Source organism: Nocardia sp. NPDC058497 (assembly GCF_042720195.1).
Lineage (GTDB): Bacteria > Actinomycetota > Actinomycetes > Mycobacteriales > Mycobacteriaceae > Nocardia.
In genome coordinates this window covers 1-17,906 of sequence record NZ_JBHXMY010000063.1, presented here as the reverse complement: position 1 = coordinate 17,906, position 17,906 = coordinate 1, and the positions used below count along the sequence as shown (strand labels likewise).

Sequence of the window (17,906 nt, the reverse complement as noted above, 5' to 3'; positions counted from 1 at the left end):
GCAGGGTGCGGGCGGGCACCGGCGGGGGGGGCCCCCCCCCCAACACACCACCGCCACACGCGCGGCACCGGGAACACATAGGGCCCCCCCGCACCCCCCGCCGCCGCGCGGCCGCGCACCGGCCCCCCCCCCCCCCGGCCCGGGGGGGGGGGTTTTGTTGAACGCTTCCACCGCGTTCACCGACGGTGAGCAGTTCGGCTTCGGCGCCGAGATCGGCATCTCCACCCAGAAGCTGCACGCCCGCGGCCCGATGGCACTGCCCGAACTCACCTCCACCAAGTGGATCGTGTGGGGCGACGGCCAGACTCGGCCGGTGTGATCGTGACACTGGTACAGGAACCGATCTTCACCTCGGTCGACGACGTCATCTCCCGGCTGGCCGATACCGGCTACCTGGCCGACAAGGCCACCGCCACCTCGGTCTTCCTGGCCGACCGGCTGGGCAAGCCGCTGCTCATCGAAGGTCCCGCCGGTGTCGGCAAGACCGAGCTCTCGCGCGCGGTGGCCCAGGTCGCCGGCGCCGAGCTGGTCCGGCTGCAGTGCTACGAAGGCGTCGACGAGGCCCGCGCACTCTACGAGTGGAACCACGCCAAGCAGATCCTGCGGATCCAGGCGTCGAGCGAAAACGATTGGGCCGAAACCAAAGCCGACGTCTTCACCGAGGAATTCCTGCTCTCGCGCCCGCTGCTCACCGCCATCCGGCGCAGCGAGCCGACGGTGCTGCTGATCGACGAGACCGACAAGGCCGACGTCGAGATCGAGGGCCTGCTGCTCGAGGTGCTCAGCGATTTCGCGGTGACCGTCCCGGAACTGGGCACCATCACCGCGACCCGCAAACCGTTCGTCGTGCTCACCTCGAACGCCACCCGGGAGCTGTCCGAGGCGCTCAAGCGCCGCTGCCTGTACCTGCACCTGGACTTCCCCGACGAGGAGCTCGAGCGCCGCATCCTGGCCAGCCGGGTGCCGGAGCTGTCGGCCACGGTGGCCGAGCAGCTGGTGCGGATCGTGCATGTCCTGCGTGGGATGCAGCTCAAGAAGCTGCCGTCGGTGGCCGAATCGATCGACTGGGGTCACACCCTGCTCGCGCTGGGCGCCGCCGACCTCGACGACGCTACGGTGCGCGCCACGCTCGGCGTGGTGCTCAAGCATCGCAGCGACCACCAGCGCGCGCTGGCCGAGCTGAAGCTGGCCTGAGATGACCGCGCCTGGCCCGCACGGACTCGGCGGGCACGTCGCCGGGTTCGTCGCGGCGCTGCGGGCCCGCGGCGTGCCGGTCGGGCCATCGGAAACCGTCGACGCGGGCCGGGTACTCACCGTGCTCGACCTGCTCGACCGCGAGTCGGTGCGCGAGGGACTGGCGTGCGCCCTGCTGCGGCGCCCCACCCACCGGCGGACCTTCGACGGACTGTTCGACCTGTGGTTCCCGGTCGCGGTGGGGGAGCGCAGTGCCGAGGCCGCCGACCTGCCGCGCACGCCCGAGGGCCAAGTCGACCTGCCCGCCCTGCGTGAACAACTGGCCGAACTGCTCACCGCCGAGGACAGCGGCGCCCAGTTGCAGTTGCTGGCCGGGCAGATTGTCGAACAGCTCGGTCAGTACCAGTCGGCGCGCGGGCCGTCGTTCTCGGCGTATCAGGCGTTGAAAGACCTTGCGCCACAAACCTTGCTGTCGCGGGTACTGGCAGGCTTGGCCCTGCCGCCGGATGCGAGCGACCGCGATACCGAGGTCGCGCAGCGGATCGTCCGGGAACGCATCGCCGGCTTCCGGGCGAGTGTGGAAGCCGAGACCAATCGGCGGGTCGCCGAACAGATCGGTCGCGAACGCGTCGCCACCTACGGTGTCGCCCGCCAGGCCGAGGACGCCGATTTCCTGCGCGCCTCCGAACGCGAACTCGTCGAACTGCGGCGCGGTAGCCAGCGGCTGGCCCGGATCCTCGCCTCCCGCCTCGCGGTGCGGCGTAAGAAGGCCCGCCGCGGCGAGATCGATCTGCGCAAGACACTGCGGGCCTCGATGTCCACCGGCGGCGTACCGATCGACCTGGTGAACCGCAAGCCCCGGCCCGGCCGCCCGGAACTGGTTCTGCTGTGCGACATCTCGGGCTCGGTCGCCGGATTCAGCAACTTCACCATGCTGCTGGTCAGCGCGCTGCGCGAGCAGTTCTCCCGGGTCAGGATCTTCGCCTTCGTCGACCGCACCGACGAGGTGACCACCTTCTTCGACCCGTACGCGGGCCTCGACAACGTGCTGACCAGGATTTTCACCGAGTCGCGGATCATCGACGCCGACGGGCACTCCGACTACGGCCAGGCGCTGACCACCTTCGCCGACAACTTCGGTGACGCGGTCACCAGCCGCAGTTCCCTGCTGGTGCTCGGCGACGGCCGCACCAACTACCGCAATCCGCAGCTGGACACCCTGCGGCAGCTGGTCGATACAGCCCGGCACGCGCACTGGCTGAATCCCGAACCGCGCAACCTGTGGGGTACCGGCGATTCGGCGGCCCGCGACTACGGCGAGGTGATCGAGATGCACGAATGCCGGTCCGCCCGGCAGCTGACCGACGTGGTCTCCCGGTTGTTGCCCGTCTGAAGGAGCTGGTGATGAGCGAGGATCTGCTGACCTACTGCCTGGCCAAACCCGGTGCCTGGCAAGACGAACCGTGGGAGGGCGACGTCGTCGCCAAGGTGGGCGACAAGATCTTCGCCTTCCTCGGGGAAGGCACGTCGATCGGGCTCAAATGCGGGCGCGACCGCGGCGAGGCCGACGAACTGGTCCACATCTACCCCGATGACGTCAGCGCGTCCGCCTATATCGGGCGCTACGGCTGGAACAGCATCACCGTCGGCGGGGCCGTCCCGCCCGATGAATTACGCGAGTTGATCGACGCCTCCTACGACGCTGTCGTCGCCAAGCTACCGAAGTCGAAGCGCCCCAAGATCTGACCGCTTCAGCGGACGTTAAGCCGCTTACATGGTCTGCCCTCCAAGATCACCGCCATGCTGGCAGGGGCGTCGCGCGACGACGAGCGGTCCGACCGACGGGTATCGGACAGGGTGACAGCGCGGCAGGCCCGAGCCGTCGCGCGGTGGATGTGGTTCGCCTGGTGACCGATCCATCGTCCAACGAGAGTGCCTGTGCAGCAGCTGAACCCGTCATCGTCGAGGGGTATGGCGCGGTAGCCCGCAGCGACAATGCAGCCCAGGCCCAGGGGCTGACACCCGACAGCTGGGGTCGATCTGCGGCGTCCGGCGAGCCGGCGCAGGCCGGGCACCTGCCCCCGGGTTCGGGAGCACGGGCAGCGCGCAGACTGGCCGGGATCGCGGCAGCCCGGCTGGCCGACGCGCCCGCCGCCGCCGAAGAGCAGCTGCGTCGCGCGCTGGTCGTCGGCTTCGGCGAAATCGGAGGCAGGGAACTCGCCGAGCTGCGCACCCGGCTGGTCACCGCGATCGCCGCCCAACCGGGCCGCGACCGCGATGTGGCCAGAGCAGCCGCCTCCGCCGCCGCGTGCTGGCACCCCATCTCGGCGGCCGACTCCGCGCACCTGTGGCTGGTCGCGGGCCGGGCCTGGCATCGGGCGGGCAAGCACGTCGAGGCCGTCACCGCCTTCGACCGGCCCTTGCTGAGCGGCGTCGCCGGCTACCCGTCCGGCGAGCTCGCGCTGGTCCGCGCCGAGTTCGCCGAATCGCTGATCCGGCTCGGCAAGCACCGCCAGGCCGCCTGGCAGTTCACCGAGGCCGCCCGGCTGCTCGCCGGATCGGCTACACAGCGGCATCGCCACGCTGATCTGGTGTGGTCGTCGGCCGTGGCCCGGGAATGTTGCGGGCAGGAATCCGCCGCACTGGGCGGCTACCTGCGGGCCGCGGGCCTGTGGGGTGAGCTGGGCAAGATCGTGCCGCGCGCCCGCTGCCTCCGCGCGGCGGCCTGGTTACAGCTGCGCGGACCGCGAGGCCGGGTCCGCGGGCCGTGGTGGGTCACGATCGACGTGCTGATGGCCGAACTGAACGACCGGCTCGCCACCGAACCGGGCCCGCACATCGCCGATGAGCTGGATCGCACCCGCGCCCAGTTCGCGCAGATGTGCGCGCAGGCGTCGGGTCCGTGCTGACCCCGAGCTGCCGCGGAGCAGTCCGGTCCGCTCGGACGGTGACAGTCCCGTTAAGCTCGGACCTCATGCACGAAACAGCTCGGCCGCGCCGCAAGCTCGGCGTCATGGGCGGCACCTTCGACCCCGTTCACCACGGCCACCTGGTCGCGGCCAGCGAGGTCGCGAACCGGTTCGAGCTCGACGAGGTCATCTTCGTTCCGACCGGTCAGCCGTGGCAGAAGGTGAACAAACAGGTCAGCCCCGCCGAGGACCGGTATCTGATGACAGTCATCGCCACCGCGTCCAACCCGAGATTCTCGGTCAGCCGGGCCGACATCGAACGCAACAAGGTCACCTACACGGTGGACACCCTGCGCGAGATGCAGAGCGCTCATCCCGACGCCGAGCTGTACTTCATCACCGGTGCGGACGCGCTGGCCAACATCCTGACATGGCAGGATTGGACCGAACTGTTCGAACTGGCGAAGTTCGTCGGGGTGAGCCGTCCGGGGTACGAGCTGAACACCGACCATCTCGAGGAGCATCTGCGGGACCTGCCCGCCGATGCCGTGACGATGATCGAGATCCCCGCGCTGGCCATCTCGTCGAGCGAATGCCGCCGCCGCGCCGCGGAGGGTCGGCCGGTCTGGTACCTCGTCCCCGACGGCGTGGTGCAGTACATATCGAAGCGGCACCTGTATGGGCCCGCAGGAACGGAAGGTAGCTGACGTTGAGCCACACGATCGAGGGTCTGACCTGTCTGGGGGAGGCCGTATGAGTGCCACCGCCGAAGCGGTCGAAATGGCCAAGGTCGCCGCACTCGCGGCAGACGACAAGCTCGCCACCGATGTCGTCGTCCTCGACGTCTCCGAACAGCTGGTGATCACCGACTGCTTCGTGATCGCCTCGGCGCCCAACGAGCGCCAGGTCAACGCGATCGTCGACAACGTCGAAGAGAAACTGCGCGAAGCCGGGCACAAGCCGGTCCGTCGCGAAGGCACCCGCGAGGGTCGCTGGGCGCTGCTCGACTACGTCGACATCGTCGTGCACATCCAGCACAACGACGAGCGCAATTTCTATGCGCTGGAGCGGTTGTGGCGTGACTGCCCGACCGTCGCCGTCGAGGGCATCGCCGCCCTGCCGACTCCGGCCGCCGACGACGCACAGGTAGAGGGCGACACCGAGTGAGCAAGTACGCCCATGTGCGCACGCTGATCCTGCTGCGGCACGGGCAGACCGAATGGAACGCGGCCGACCGGATGCAGGGTCAGATCGACACCGATCTCACCGAGCTCGGTCGTCAGCAGGCCAAAGAGGCGGCGCGCGAACTGGTTTCGCGCAATGCCATCGCCATCCACGCCTCCGATCTGCGGCGCGCCAAGGAGACGGCGCAGGCACTCGGTGACATCAGCGATCTGCCGGTCGTCACCGATCAGCGGCTGCGCGAGACCCATCTCGGCGACTGGGAGGGTCTGACCCATCTCGAGGTCGACGCCGACTACCCGGGCGCGCGTGTGCAGTGGCGGCTCGACGCCACCTACACACCGCCCGGTGGCGAGAGCAAACTCGAGGTCGGTGCGCGTTCGCTGCCCGTGGTGCGCGAACTGTACAACGAGCGACAGGATTGGCCCGGCCGGACTATCATCCTGGTGGCGCACGGCGGGCTGATCGCTGCCCTCACGGCCGCGTTGCTGGAACTGCCCCCAGGGAACTGGCCTGCCCTCGGTGGGCTGGCCAATACGAGCTGGGTACAGCTGTCCAGTCACGGCCCTGACATCGACCGACCCGGCTGGCGCCTCGATGTTTGGAACGCAGCGGCGAAGGTAGCTCCCGATGTCCTCTGAAGAGCCCGTCCGATCGGTACCGGACGAACTGTTCCAGCAGGTGACGGCCAAGCCCGGACGGCAATTGCCGGACGCGCTGTTCGGCCCGCCACCCGCTCGGCCCGCACGCCCCGAGCGTGAGGAGCCCATCCGTTCGGTACCGGACGAACTCTTCAAGCAGGTCACCGCGCGCAGCGAACGCTCGCTGCCCGACGCGCTGTTCGGCCCGCCGCCTGCTCCGGTAGTCGCCGAGCCCGAGCAGGTCGGCTCGGCGGCAAGCGATTCGGCGGCCGCGGGCGACTCGTCGGAGGACTCGGACGCCGATGTCGACGGCGAGCCTGCCACATCGGGCGCCGCCGACGCCGAGGCCGTAGCGGACTCTGCCGTGCAGTCGGACGGTGCCGATGCCGAATCGGCTGTTGCGCAGTCGGATACCGCCGACTCGGCGGTATCCGTCACGGAGCTGTCCGATGGCGCGAGTCCCGCTACGGGCGCTGACGATCTCGAGGCGACGACGAACTCCGTGGCTGAGCCCGCCGCGGCGCAGGACCTCCAGTCGGCCAGTGCGGCTGACGGTTCCGGCGATCCGGCGGCCGATGCCGACACTGCCGCGGGTACCGAGCCGGTGGGCGATTCGGTCGAGACGGTGACGGACGAGTCCGTCGCGGAGTCTGCGGATTCGGCCACCGTGGCTGCCTCGGTGGCCGAGGCGTCCGCTCCGGACTCGCCGGCAGCGGAGACCGCTGTCGCGCAAGGTGAATCGCTCGTCGAGACGGCCGTGGAGGACGTGCTGGTCGAGGAATCCACCGCGCCCCGGCCGGTGGAATCCGCGTCGCCGCGTCCCGTGCTCCTGGTGATCGCTGATTCCCTCGCGTACTACGGACCCAAGGGCGGCCTGCCCGCGGACGATCCGCGGATTTGGCCGAATATGGTGGCCGCCGAACTGGATTGGGATGTGGAGCTGATCGCGCGGATCGGCTGGACCTGCCGCGACGCCTACTGGGCGCTCATCGGTGACCCCCGGGTCTGGGCCGCGGTGCCGCGGGCAGGCGCGGTCGTGTTCGCCGTCGGTGGCATGGACACGCTGCCCTCCCCGCTGCCCACCGCGCTGCGGGAACTGATCCGCTACATCCGTCCGCCCAAGCTGCGCCGTGGCGTGCGCGCCTCCTACAACTGGCTGCAGCCGAAGCTGTCGAAACTCGGTCGGCCGGTGGCACTTCCGCCGAAGGTGAGTGTCGACTACCTGGAGCAGTCGCGCGAGGCGCTGAACCATCTGCGTCCCGAGCTGCCCGTGGTCGCGGTGCTGCCGTCGGTGCACAAGTGCGATGCCTACGGGCGGGTGCACAGGGGCCGTGCGCGCGCGGTCAAGGCGCTGCAGGCGTGGTCTGGCCGTACCTCGGTGCCGCTGGTCGACCTCGGTGAGGCCGTGCGCGACGACATCGAGTCGGGTGCGGCGAACCCGGACGGCATCCACTGGGGCTGGGCGGGACACGCGGCGGTGGCGACGGCGATGACCAAGGCGCTGCAGGAGGTCCGGTAGTCCGTGCCCGTTGTGGTGGTCACCGATTCGGCGGCCGGGCTGTCCGCCGACATCGTCGCCGAGCTCGGTATCGAAGTGGTGCCGTTGCATGTGCTCGTCGGCGACCGGGAGATCCGGGAGGGCATCGATCCCGTCGAGATCGACTACTCGACGGATTCGGTCACCACCTCGGCTGCCTCGCCGGGTGAGCTGCGCGAGGCCTACGAACGCGCGCTGAGCCACAGCGACGGCGACGGTGTCGTCGCCGTGCATCTGTCGCGCACCCTGTCGGCGACCTGGGAATCGGGGCGGCAGGCGGTCCGCGACATGGGCGCCGAAGATCGTGTGCGCCTGGTGGATTCGCTCGGTGCGGGATTGGCGACCGGTCTGCCCGTGCTCGCTGCCGCGCGCCGGGCTCGTGCGGGTGAGGCGCTGGATGCCGTCTACGAACGCGCGGTGGCGGTCGCCGCTCGTGCTCGCACGTTCATCCTGGTCAACCGCACCGAGCAGCTCCGCAAGGGCGGCAGGCTCAGCAGTGCCGCCGCGTTCTTCGGCAGCGAACTGGTGACGAAGCCACTGCTGCAGCTGGTCGAGGGCAAGCTGGAGCTGCGCGAGAAGGTGCGGACCAGATCCCGTGCCTACGCGAAGCTGGTGGCGGCCGCGGTGGATGCCGCGGGCGGGGACGGTGCGGCGCTGGCCGTCCAGCATCTGGGGGCCGCCGACGCCGCCGAGACGATCGCCGCCCAGCTGCGCGAACAGGTGCCCGAAGTCGAGGAGCTCTACGTCACCGAGTTCGGCCCTACCCTGGGGGTGCACCTCGGCGTCGGCGCGCTCGGCGTGCTCGTGGTGCCCGGCGGGTGTTCGTGACCGGGACCGGTTTCCGCCGCGGGCTGCCACGCCGGGAGCCTGCGCCGACGGTCTGAACCGGCGGGCCTCTACGATGCCCCGGTGACCGGATACGACGACTTCGACTACCCCGACACCGCGCACCTGCCGCCCCGCAGGCAACACATCCTCGCCGTGATCCGGGATTCGGTGCTCGCGCACGGCTACCCGCCCAGCGCCAGGGAGATCGCCGACGCCGTAGGCCTGCGCTCCACGTCCACGGTCTCCAAGCATCTGAAAGCGCTGGAGGAGGACGGCTTCCTGCGCCGCGGTGCCGCGATGACCCGGCCCATCGATGTGCGTCTGTTCCTGCGGCACGCGCCGGGCGGCGGCTCCGACGGGTCGGTGACCGTGCCCGTAGTCGGCGACATCGCCGCGGGCACCCCGATCCTGGCCGAGCAACACGCCGACGACCTGCTCACCCTGCCGCGTGAACTCGTCGGCCGCGGCGAGGTTTTCGGCCTCCGCGTCCGCGGCGACTCGATGATCGACGCCGCGATCTGCGACGGCGACCTCGTCGTGGTCCGCAGCCAGCGCGAGGCCAACTCCGGCGACATCGTGGCCGCCATGATCGGCGAGGAAGCCACCGTGAAGGTGTATCGCCGGCGCAACGGCCATGTGCAGCTCGAACCCCGCAACCCCGCCTACTCGGTCATCGACGGCGACGAGGCCGTGATCCTGGGCCGGGTGGTCTCGGTGATGCGCCGGATCTGACGTCCGTGCTACGCCGGGCCGAACCAGTCCAGCGACTGGCCGTGCGGCCCGGCGTAGGCCACCGGCTCGCCGTCCACCGCGAGCACCATCCGCACTGTGCCCGAGTCCCTTTCGGGCAGCCGATCGGCGAACTCCGCGATCACACCGGTGCCCTCCTGGGACACCCAGTGGCAGGGCAGCTCGCGCACCGTGGTGACGAACTCCTCGCGAGCCTGTGCGGACAGATAGGTGAGCACCGCACTGTGGAACACGACCACCGTGCTGCCGTGCGGCGCGGTGTGGACCAGCTCGGCGACTTTCTTGTTCAAGTCGCCCGTCATCAGGAGCGGAGGGTTCGCGGCAGTGATCGCGCAGGACGCTCGAAGCCTCGCGAGTCGGTCGTCCTGTCCCGGCCAGACCAGTGCTTCCAGCCATTCCCGGTCCCGGATGTCTCCCGCGTCCAGCGGGTTCAGGTCGACTCCGGCTCGATGCACCACCTCGGGTAGCCGTGTCGGTATCGGTGCGGCGCCGGTTACCGTGCACGGCAACACCACTGGGGACGGTCCCTCGGCGGGATCCAGTGAGATCCCGTTGTAGCGGTAGCTGAAACGGTCCGGGTACAGACACAGTCCCGCCGAGGCGCCGACCTCGATCAGCGACAGCGGTCCGGGAAGCCGTGCGAGCACCGGCAGCAGTGTTGCCGCGCGGCCTGCTTCGTTCGTCTGGGTGCGCCTGGCCAGGGCTGTCGCCGAGATCGCGGGCCAGTGCGCGATCAGCTGCTCGCGGAACTCGCGGTAGGGCACCGTGATCGCACCGTTCACGCGCGCGGCCGCCAGGACCAGGTTGGGTTGCTGTTTGTTCGTGGGCAGCCCGGCGATCAACGCCAGCACCGCAGGGTCCTCGGAGATGTCGACAGCCCGCCGGTGGTAGAGCGGGGAATTGCTGTGTACCTCGCGGAACGCGAAGTCGCGGAATCGCTGTGCCAGGTCCATGCCACCATCCGTACGTCGTTTCGGCCATGCGCGCACCATATTCGCTGGAACCGCACGGATTCCGCGCTCAGCGGCCGCTGACCGGGAGTTGTCCACAGGCTCGAGGTTGTCCACAGGTTCGTTGTATGCCCAGGTCGGCGGCAGTTTCCCGCGGCCGCTTCCTCGTAGCGTCGGTGCCATGTCACGACACGAAGAGCACGAGCGGGTACGGCAACGGCTGGGCGGGCTGGCGGTACGCGAGAAGGCGGGACCGGGCGGCTTGCGCAGTGAGTCAGGTCGCGGACCCACACCGGCAGGGGCCGGTATCGATGATGGCGCCGAGGGCCGTTGGGACGACGATGAACTCACGCCGTCGGGAGGGGAGGTGCGTGCGCCGGGTTGGCTCGACGACGGCGCGCAACCCCGCGGCCTGCAACGGCTTGTGCCCGAACGGTTCCGCGGGGCGCGCCTCGATCCCGGACGCCGGGGTGCGCTGGTACTCGGCCTGGTGGGCCTCGTCGCGGTCGTGCTCACCGGCATCATGGTGGTGCGCGATCAACCGACGCAGCAGGCGATACCGCCGGTGCCGGTAGTGCGCGCGGAGAGCATCGGCGTACGTGCCGAGCCGACCGCCACAGCCGCCGCGGTGTCAGGCACCAGCCCGAGCGTGAGCACGGAAGTCGTTGTCAGCGTGGTGGGTCTGGTCGACCGGCCGGGCCTGCACCGTCTGCCCAGCGGCTCCCGCATCGCCGACGCCATCGAGATCGCAGGCGGCGCCCGAGACGATGCCGACCTGGCCGGCTTGAACCTGGCCCAACGGCTGTCCGACGGTGACCAGCTCGTCGTCGGCGCGACCGGCCCCCAATCAGGACCGCCACCCCTGGGCAGCACCATGATCAGCGCCGCCGACCACGCCCCCGCTACCGCAGCGAGCACCACGGGCACGAACACCGCCACCGCCCCGAACGGCAAGGGCGGCAAGGCTCGCCTCAACCTGAACACCGCAACGGAAGCGGAGCTCGACGCACTACCCGGCGTCGGCCCGGTAACCGCCACAGCGATCCTCGCCTGGCGCTCGACCAACGGCCGATTCACCGACGTCGCCCAACTAGGCGAAGTAGACGGCATCGGCCCCGCCCGCCTCGCCCGCCTGCGCGACCTGGTGACGACATGACCCGACCTCCCGATCCGGCCGCGGCCGGCGAAACAACCGGCCCCACCAGAGATACCGACCCGCAGGACGATTGCCCGGCATCGGTCGATCCCGCTCCAACCTCAACCCCCAACCCCGACCACCTGACAGCGACGGCCGACCTCGCGGCATCAGCCGCAGGCCCCGCCGCGTCGACGCCGGGCAGCGTCGTGCCGGCCCTGGAGCACGTGGTGTCGAACCCAGCCCCCACGGCGTCGACTACCGACTACCTGGCATCGGCCGCAGACCCCGTCGCATCGACGCCGGGCAGCGTCGCATCGAGACCAGGCCACGTGGCTTCGACCGCTGGCCGCGTGGCATCAGCCGCACAATGCGTCAGGTCAACTGCGGACAACGTGGCATCGACAGGTGATTTCTCGCCCTGCTTCGTGGACTGCGTCGAGCATTCGTACAGCAGTATGGAATTCGGATGCTTCGGTGTCCCATCGGTCCTCGGGCGTAGTGCGGCGCGTGGCGATGGTCCGGGCGCGAACCCGGCTGGCGAATGAGGGCGGCGCCGCGCGAAGAGGAGGTGGTGGAGGAGCCGGAGCGGCAGATTCTCGATATGCGGCTGGTGCCTGCCGCGCTCGGGTGCTGGGTGGCGACGATTGTCGCGGTGTCGCTCGGGTGGCTCGCGGGGTTGATGCTGGCGGTCGGTGCTGTGGTGGTGGCGATCGGGCTGTGGGTTGTGCTGTTGTGGGCGATCGCGCACAAGCGGGAGCGGTGGCGAGTTGTCGCGGTGGCGGGGCTGGCGACGATGCTGCTTGCGGCTGGTTTCGGGGCGGCGGGGGCCTGGCGTGAGCATCACGTGCAGTCGCACCCGTTGCGGGAATCGTTCGGGCGGTCGGTGACGGTGCTGGCCGTTGTCACCGATGACGCGAAACCGATGCGTGCCGGCGGATTCGGTGGGCAGCGGCGGTGGATTGTCCATGCCGGGCTGCGGCAGTTCGGCGGCGGTGCGTCGACGATGCGAGTGGGTGGGGCGGTGGTCGTCCTCGCCGGCGGTGGCGAGTGGACCGACCTGTCGCCCGGGCAGGTGATCCGGTTCCGTGCTCGGGTGAGTGAACCGAATCGAGCGGACCTGACCGTGGCGACCCTGAACGCGGTAGCCTCTCCGGAGCTCGTCGGCACCCCGCCGTGGTGGCAGCGGCTCGCCGCGGACGTGCGGGCTGATCTCGTCGAGGCGTCAGGGCGAGCGCTACCGCCGGCCGCGGCAGGCCTGCTACCGGCGCTCGTTGTCGGTGACACCTCCGAGCTGTCCGATGATGTTCGCGATGCGTTCGAAATCGCAGGCCTGCAACACCTTTGTGTGGTCAGCGGGGCGAATTTCACGATCTTGCTGACTGCGTTGCTGGCACTCACCCGGCTGCTCACCGCAGGTCCGCGCACCAGCGCCGCGGCCGCCGCCGGGGTGGTCGTCCTGTTCGTCGTCCTCGCGCGCCCCGACCCCAGTGTGCTGCGCGCGGCGGCGATGGGCTCGGTGACGGTGCTCGCGCTGCTGACCGGCCGGCGCAAACAGGCGCTGCCTGCGCTCGGTGCCGCGGTCATCGGATTGCTCGGTGTGGCACCGCAATTGGCGGTGAGTGCGGGCTTCGCGCTGTCGGTCCTCGCCACTGCGGGGCTGATCCTGCTCGCACCCAGCTGGGCGGATTGGCTGCGGGCACGCGGATGGTGGCGTGCGCCCGCGGAGATCGTCGCGGTGTCCGCGGGGGCTTTCGTCGTGACGCTGCCACTCATGGTCGCTCTGTCGGGGCGGGTGAGTCTCGTGGCGATCATCGCGAACGCCCTCGTCGCACCGGTGGTCGGGCTCATCACGGTGATCGGGGCAGTGGGTGCGGTCCTCGCGTGCGTGTGGGACGACGCGGCGGTGTGGGTGCTCTGGTGCGCACGCCCACCGCTGTGGTGGTTGCTCTCGGTCGCCGACCACTCGGCCGCGGTTCCCGGAGCCACCGTCACAGTGCAGTCGGGCCTGACTGGCGGGCTGGTCGCCGCGGCGATCGTCGTGACCATCGTGGCGGCCTTGTGCTGGTCGAAGACCCGCCGGCTGCTCGCTGTCGGAGCCCTCGGCGTCTCCGTGGTGCTCGTCCCGGTCCGGCTCTGGCAGCCCGGATGGCCACCCGACGGCTGGGTACTGGCCATGTGCGACGTAGGTCAGGGAGACGGGCTCGCCCTCTCGGTCGGACCAGGCACCGCGGTGGTCATCGACACGGGCCCCGACCCCCGCCCAATCCGACGCTGCCTCGACCGCCTGCACATCACCCACATCCGGCTCCTGATACTCACCCATCCACACGCCGACCACATCGACGGCCTATCCGGCGCGCTCCGCGGCCGTACCGTCGACGCCATAGCAACGGCCCCAGGCGAACTCCGCACCACCAGCGACCACTGCCCGGACGACGGACACCTCCACACCCCACCGGCGCCTACCGCCCGACTGCACCACTCCGCCGAGAAGTCGGACCAGGCTGCCGCGCAGCGGCATTCGGCTGACCATGGCACCGATTCCGGTGGTGTCGAGCGGGTCGTCGAGATCGCGAAGTCTGCCCGAATCCCGCTGATGGAACTCCATGCTGGGCAGATGCTGACCCTTGGTGCAGTGGGATTGGCGGTGCTCGCACCGAGCCGGGAGGTTCCGTCCTCATTGGAGTTGGACGAAGCCAACGATCGGTCCCTCGTGCTGAAGGTACGCACCGCAGTGGGCACGATCCTGTTCACCGGCGATATCGAGACCGCAGCGCAGTCCCGTGTGCTGCGCGACAACGACATCCGCGCCGACATCCTCAAAGTGCCGCATCACGGATCCCGCACCACCACACCGGAATTCCTCCGCGCCGTCCGTCCCCGCCTGGCTTTGATCAGTGCCGGAACCGACAACACCTTCGGCCATCCACACCCCACGATCATTGCCGCGTTGGACGCACTCGGCGCCACCATCGCCCGGACCGACCGCCACGGTGATGTCATCGTCCTCGGCACTGACGCCGACCTACGGACGGTGACCTCCCGCCGTCGGACAGGCGCAGGTCCGTAAGGCTCGCCGAATGGCACCAGTACGGAGGCACGGTGACCTCCGGCCGCCGACCCGCTGGGGTCCCGTCGGCGGAGGAAGGCATCGTAGGGAGGCTCCGGCTAGCCACGCCATCCCCGCCGGATCGGTGCGCCCGCCGAGCTGCCACGCCGAAGGACTGCGGGCTGATCGCCTGTCAGTGGCCGAACGTAGGATCGCCTGGTGAGCGAACGCCCTGCCGCGGTACATCTGGTTCTCGGTGACGAGGAGCTGCTGGTCGAACGCGCCGTGGCGCAGGTGACCGGGCAGGTGCGGGCGGGTGCGCCCGATCCGGAGTCGGTGCCGGTCGACCGGCTGCGTGCCGGTGACGCGAGTACCGCCGAGCTGGCGGAGTTGCTGAGTCCGTCGCTGTTCGCCGAGGATCGGGTGATCGTGCTCGAGTCGGCGGCCGAGGCGGGTAAGGACGCGGTCGCGGTGATCACCGACGCCGCGGCCGATCCGCCCGCGGGCGTGGTGCTGATGGTGTTGCACTCGGGCGGTGGCCGGGCCAAGGCGCTGGCGCCGGCGCTGCAGAAGCAGGGCGCGGTGGTGCATGAATGCGCCAAGCTCACCAAAGCCTCCGAGCGGATGGAGTTCGTGCGCGGGGAGTTCCGGGCGGCCGGTGTTCGGGTGGCCGCCGACGTGGTGCAGGTGCTGATCGAGTCCGTCGGCTCGGAACTGCGCGAACTCGCTGCCGCCTGTTCACAATTGGTCGCCGACACCGGCGGCAAGGTCGATGTGAACGCGGTGCGCCGCTACTACTCCGGGCGCGCCGAGGTCACCGGCTTCGACGTCGCCGAACTCGCCGTCGCGGGCGATCGTCCCGCCGCGATGGAAGCCCTGCGCTGGGCCACCGACCGTGGCGTACCGCACGTCCTGCTGGCCGATGCCCTCGCCGACTCCGTGCACACCATCGCCCGCGTCGGCTCCGCCGGTCGCGGCGACCCGTTCAAACTCGCCCAGCAGCTCGGCATGCCGCCGTGGAAGGTCAAGAAGGCCCAGGCCCAGTCCCGCGGCTGGAACCCCGCCACCATCGGCACCGCCCTCCAGGTGGTCGCCACCCTCAACGCCGACGTCAAGGGCGGCGCCGCCGACGCCACCTACGCCCTCGAACACGCCCTCTCCCGCATCCTCGACCTCCGCGCCGCAGGCTGAACCCCGGACGTCGGGTGCCGTGCCTGATCCCAGAACTCATCTGGCTTCGGGTGCAGCGCCTGAGCCCCGAACTCACCTGCGGGACAGCCCGGCGGCGCTCTGCCTACTCAGCGTCCGGGTCCGACCCCGGCGGGAACGCTTGGAGCGCGCCGGCACCGCCCTGTCCTCGAACAGCCGATGAACCGCGACCAGCCGCGAAAACGTAGCCGTAGAGGCCCGGCACGATCATCCAGGCCGGGTAGCCGTGGCCCGCAGTGCCGACACCGGGCGCCGACGGCCACGATAGCTGCGGCTGAGCACCGCTGGAACACCTCTGCGGCACCGACACGCCGTGCCGCCATGCAATCGGGACCGAATCGCGATGTCTGCCCGCTGTCAGAGCTGGCACAGTTGATCATGACATGGACGACCCGACGGTTGACCGGACCGGGGAGCGCGAGCTGGATCGACGCGCTCGCGGTTCGGTGGGCTGGTGGGCCAGAGGCGTGGTCAAGGGGATGGCGGCCGGTCTGTCGGCCGTGGTGGTCGCGGTCACCGCGTACGGATGGTCCACCGCCGGCACCTTCGATGCGGGGTTTCTGCGGTCGCGGGCCATCGAAGACGACGCGCCGCATTCGCTCGGTGGGGATCTCAACATCCTGTTGATCGGGCTGGATACCCGGCGTGACCAGAACGGCGACGAGCTGCCCCGCGAAGTGCTCGACCAGCTGCACGCCGGTGATGGAGACGAGGGCGGGTACAACGCCAATACGCTGATCCTGGTGCATATTCCGGCCGCGATGAACAAGATCGTCGCGGTGTCCATCCCGCGCGACAACTATGTGCCGGTCACTGGCATCCCCGGCTACACCCACGCCAAGATCAAGGAGGCGTACGGGTTGAAGAAGGCCGCCGTGCAGGACCAGCTGATCGCGCGCGGCGTCACCGACCGGCGGCGGCTGGAACAGGCGGGACGGGAGGCGGGGCGGGCCTCGATCGTCAGGACCGTGCGTGAGCTGACCGGCGTGCCGATCGACCGCTTCGCCGAGGTCACCCTCGCGGGCTTCTACGACCTGGCCGCCGCGCTCGGCGGGGTGGAGGTGTGCCTGAATCACCCGGTGCGTGACGTCGAGTTCTCCGGTGCCGATTTCCCGGCAGGCCGCCAGCATCTCGATCCGGCGCAGGCGCTGGCCTTCGTGCGGCAGCGGCACGGTCTGGAGAACGGCGACCTGGACCGGACGCACCGGCAGCAGGCCTTCCTCACGTCGGTGGCCCGGCAGCTGCGCCGCGCGGGCACCCTCACCGATCCGGGCAAGCTGGGCCAGCTGATGGAGGTGGCGCACCGCAATATCGTCCTGTCGGACGGCTGGAACATGACCGAGTTCGTGCGCACCCTCGGCACCGCGGAGAACCCGCAGGTCGAATTCCGCACGCTGCCGATCCTGCGCTACGACGTCATCAACGGTCAGGACGTGAACATCGTGGACAGGCAGGCGATCCGCCGCGAGATCGCCGCCGCGTTCGGGATGCCCGTCCCCGCCGCGACGACGACCCGGCGCACGGCGGCGCGGACGGAACCGCCCGCCGCGTGGCCGGGCGAAACATCCACGGGCGCCTGGCGGACCAGCACGACCACGCCGGTGTCGGGGACTCCCGACGCGGGCAAGCCGGTCCGCGGTGACATCATCTCGGGGCAGATCCCCTGTGTGAACTGAGCCCGATCAGTCGCCGACGACGGCGAGCTGCTCCTCGTCGTCCTCGAGGTCCTCGTAGCGGCCCTCCCACTCGTCGTAGAGCGGGACCTCGTCCTCCCTGGTGACGATCCACGCGGCCGCCAAGCCACCGTCCTCGTCGGGCACCATCACGTTCTCGATCTTGAGACCGATCCCCAGGATCTCCGCAGCGCGGATCACCTCGGCCAGGTCGTCGCCTCGTACCACCGTCTGATTCGCGTACACCGTCAACATGCGCGGAATGGTAGCTGACGACAAAAGCCGCCGTGGTCATCGAGGCCACGGCGGCTGCGTCTTGCGAAGTATTGCTGAGCGGGTACCAGGCCCCGCTCCGATCAGATCTTGTTGAGAGCCAGCGCGAGCGCGGACTTCTTGTTGGCCGCCTGGTTGGCGTGGATGACGCCCTTGGAAGCGGCCTTGTCGAGCTTGCGGCTCGCGAACTGCAGCTGCTCGGCAGCCTTTTCCTTGTCACCGCTGGCGGCAGCTTCACGGAAGTTGCGGATCGCGGTGCGCAGCGCGGACTTGACCGACTGGTTGCGCTTGCGCGCCGCCTCGTTGGTACGGATCCGCTTCATCTGGGACTTGATGTTGGCCACGCCTGTATCCTCTGGTTTCCTGTCGCTGGGTGGTATGTCTTGAAAGCTCGTCGGACGCGCGCCCACGATGCAGCAGATGGTGCTGAACTACGGGTAACACCGCGCCGAAGATCGAGGTTACCAGCTCGGCACCGCCGGGCGAAATCGGGCATCGACCGCGCGGGCGGGGGGCCGCGGCGGGTGTGGACCCAGTAAGGTGGTGGGGGGTATAAAAAAAAAAGAGACCAAC

17 protein-coding genes and 1 pseudogene are annotated in these 17,906 nt (G+C 69.7%); 15 read left to right on the top strand and 3 right to left on the bottom strand.

The window, feature by feature from the left end:
- Positions 1-151 precede the first annotated feature (151 nt).
- The 11 genes and pseudogenes from proA to lexA all read left to right on the top strand — a co-directional run.
- Positions 152-319: pseudogene (proA, locus tag ACFWPJ_RS07285) on the top strand (gamma-glutamyl-phosphate reductase); the annotation flags it as partial.
- Positions 316-1,194: an AAA family ATPase gene (locus ACFWPJ_RS07280; RefSeq protein ID WP_378848320.1), complete on the top strand. Its 879-nt coding sequence runs from the start codon at positions 316-318 to the stop codon at positions 1,192-1,194. The pseudogene proA and the gene ACFWPJ_RS07280, both read left to right, overlap by 4 nt.
- Before the next feature lies 1 nt (position 1,195).
- Positions 1,196-2,587, top strand: coding sequence for a VWA domain-containing protein (locus ACFWPJ_RS07275; protein WP_378848318.1), 1,392 nt, complete (start codon positions 1,196-1,198; stop codon positions 2,585-2,587).
- A gap of 11 nt (positions 2,588-2,598) precedes the next feature.
- On the top strand, positions 2,599-2,940 hold the full coding sequence (locus tag ACFWPJ_RS07270; protein WP_378848315.1) for an MmcQ/YjbR family DNA-binding protein: 342 nt from the start codon (positions 2,599-2,601) through the stop codon (positions 2,938-2,940).
- A gap of 161 nt (positions 2,941-3,101) precedes the next feature.
- The gene (locus tag ACFWPJ_RS07265) at positions 3,102-4,103 is read left to right on the top strand and encodes a hypothetical protein (RefSeq protein WP_378848312.1); all 1,002 of its coding nucleotides are present in this window, start codon (positions 3,102-3,104) and stop codon (positions 4,101-4,103) included.
- 65 nt (positions 4,104-4,168) lie between these two features.
- On the top strand, positions 4,169-4,810 hold the full coding sequence (gene nadD / locus ACFWPJ_RS07260) for a nicotinate-nucleotide adenylyltransferase (RefSeq protein ID WP_378848310.1): 642 nt from the start codon (positions 4,169-4,171) through the stop codon (positions 4,808-4,810).
- Between the two features lie 46 nt (positions 4,811-4,856).
- Positions 4,857-5,270 carry a ribosome silencing factor gene (gene rsfS / locus ACFWPJ_RS07255; RefSeq protein ID WP_378848307.1) on the top strand — a complete coding sequence of 138 codons (414 nt, stop codon included), beginning with the start codon at positions 4,857-4,859 and terminating at the stop codon, positions 5,268-5,270.
- On the top strand, positions 5,267-5,926 hold the full coding sequence (locus ACFWPJ_RS07250) for a histidine phosphatase family protein (protein WP_378848304.1): 660 nt from the start codon (positions 5,267-5,269) through the stop codon (positions 5,924-5,926). The genes rsfS and ACFWPJ_RS07250 overlap by 4 nt, the downstream gene beginning before the upstream one ends.
- Positions 5,916-7,445 carry a diglucosylglycerate octanoyltransferase gene (gene octT, locus ACFWPJ_RS07245; RefSeq protein WP_378848303.1) on the top strand — a complete coding sequence of 510 codons (1,530 nt, stop codon included), beginning with the start codon at positions 5,916-5,918 and terminating at the stop codon, positions 7,443-7,445. Before ACFWPJ_RS07250 ends, octT begins: the two co-directional genes overlap by 11 nt.
- 3 nt (positions 7,446-7,448) lie before the next feature.
- Positions 7,449-8,291 (top strand): DegV family protein, encoded by an 843-nt coding sequence (locus ACFWPJ_RS07240; RefSeq protein WP_378848300.1) that lies wholly within the window; start codon positions 7,449-7,451, stop codon positions 8,289-8,291.
- A gap of 81 nt (positions 8,292-8,372) precedes the next feature.
- Positions 8,373-9,023 carry a transcriptional repressor LexA gene (gene lexA / locus ACFWPJ_RS07235; protein WP_378848297.1) on the top strand — a complete coding sequence of 217 codons (651 nt, stop codon included), beginning with the start codon at positions 8,373-8,375 and terminating at the stop codon, positions 9,021-9,023.
- Between the two features lie 8 nt (positions 9,024-9,031).
- On the opposite strand, the gene ACFWPJ_RS07230 is transcribed toward lexA, so the two are convergent.
- Positions 9,032-9,994, bottom strand: a complete 963-nt coding sequence (locus ACFWPJ_RS07230; protein WP_378848295.1) for a DUF2332 domain-containing protein — start codon at positions 9,992-9,994, stop codon at positions 9,032-9,034.
- A gap of 178 nt (positions 9,995-10,172) precedes the next feature.
- Here ACFWPJ_RS07230 and ACFWPJ_RS07225 point away from each other — a divergent pair, with 178 nt between their 5' ends.
- The 4 genes from ACFWPJ_RS07225 (at position 10,173) to ACFWPJ_RS07210 (ending at position 17,063) form a co-directional block, all read left to right on the top strand.
- On the top strand, positions 10,173-11,147 hold the full coding sequence (locus tag ACFWPJ_RS07225) for a helix-hairpin-helix domain-containing protein (protein ID WP_378848292.1): 975 nt from the start codon (positions 10,173-10,175) through the stop codon (positions 11,145-11,147).
- 553 nt (positions 11,148-11,700) lie between these two features.
- Positions 11,701-14,199: a ComEC/Rec2 family competence protein gene (locus ACFWPJ_RS07220; protein ID WP_378848289.1), complete on the top strand. Its 2,499-nt coding sequence runs from the start codon at positions 11,701-11,703 to the stop codon at positions 14,197-14,199.
- 198 nt (positions 14,200-14,397) lie between these two features.
- Complete coding sequence (gene holA / locus ACFWPJ_RS07215; RefSeq protein WP_378848286.1) at positions 14,398-15,369, top strand: DNA polymerase III subunit delta; 972 nt, start codon at positions 14,398-14,400, stop codon at positions 15,367-15,369.
- Positions 15,370-15,770: 401 nt separating this feature from the next.
- Positions 15,771-17,063 carry an LCP family protein gene (locus ACFWPJ_RS07210; RefSeq protein ID WP_378848283.1) on the top strand — a complete coding sequence of 431 codons (1,293 nt, stop codon included), beginning with the start codon at positions 15,771-15,773 and terminating at the stop codon, positions 17,061-17,063.
- 6 nt (positions 17,064-17,069) lie between these two features.
- On the opposite strand, the gene ACFWPJ_RS07205 is transcribed toward ACFWPJ_RS07210, so the two are convergent.
- Positions 17,070-17,315: a hypothetical protein gene (locus ACFWPJ_RS07205; RefSeq protein WP_378848280.1), complete on the bottom strand. Its 246-nt coding sequence runs from the start codon at positions 17,313-17,315 to the stop codon at positions 17,070-17,072.
- A gap of 101 nt (positions 17,316-17,416) precedes the next feature.
- The gene (gene rpsT, locus ACFWPJ_RS07200) at positions 17,417-17,677 is read right to left on the bottom strand and encodes a 30S ribosomal protein S20 (RefSeq protein WP_019045815.1); all 261 of its coding nucleotides are present in this window, start codon (positions 17,675-17,677) and stop codon (positions 17,417-17,419) included.
- Between the last annotated feature and the right edge of the window lie 229 nt (positions 17,678-17,906).